The sequence below is a fragment of the Oleiphilus sp. HI0086 genome, from assembly GCF_001635225.1.
Genome location: NZ_LWFZ01000442.1, coordinates 1 through 343 on the forward strand (window position 1 = coordinate 1; position 343 = coordinate 343).

Sequence of the window (343 nt, forward strand, 5' to 3'; positions counted from 1 at the left end):
CATTGCGTACTTGAGAACAAACCGGAACCAGTATGTAGCAACTTGGCAGGGAAACCTTCCTGAGAATGATAGCCAGCAAAAAACGCTTGGCCTCATGTTCAAAGCCGACTATAGCCTAGATAGCCTCCGCTGGACTTTTGGAGCCGACCTTGAATATACCAAGTCTAGTCGAAGCTATGAGCAAACCTTTGACTATGTGCCCAGTGGCTGGGGAAGTAGTGTCGCTGAGGGCTCTATTTATGACTACGACGTGAATTACTTCGCCGTGTCACCCTATACCAGTGCTGCATTTAGTGTTACTGATCACTTAACAGTAGAAGCCGGCCTTCGCTACGACTCCAGC

General features: G+C 48.7%; 1 protein-coding gene. It reads left to right on the forward strand.

From position 1 onward, the window contains the following. The coding region (locus A3756_RS05480) for a TonB-dependent receptor (protein ID WP_197481192.1) at positions 1 to 343 on the forward strand (343 nt) is incomplete at both ends.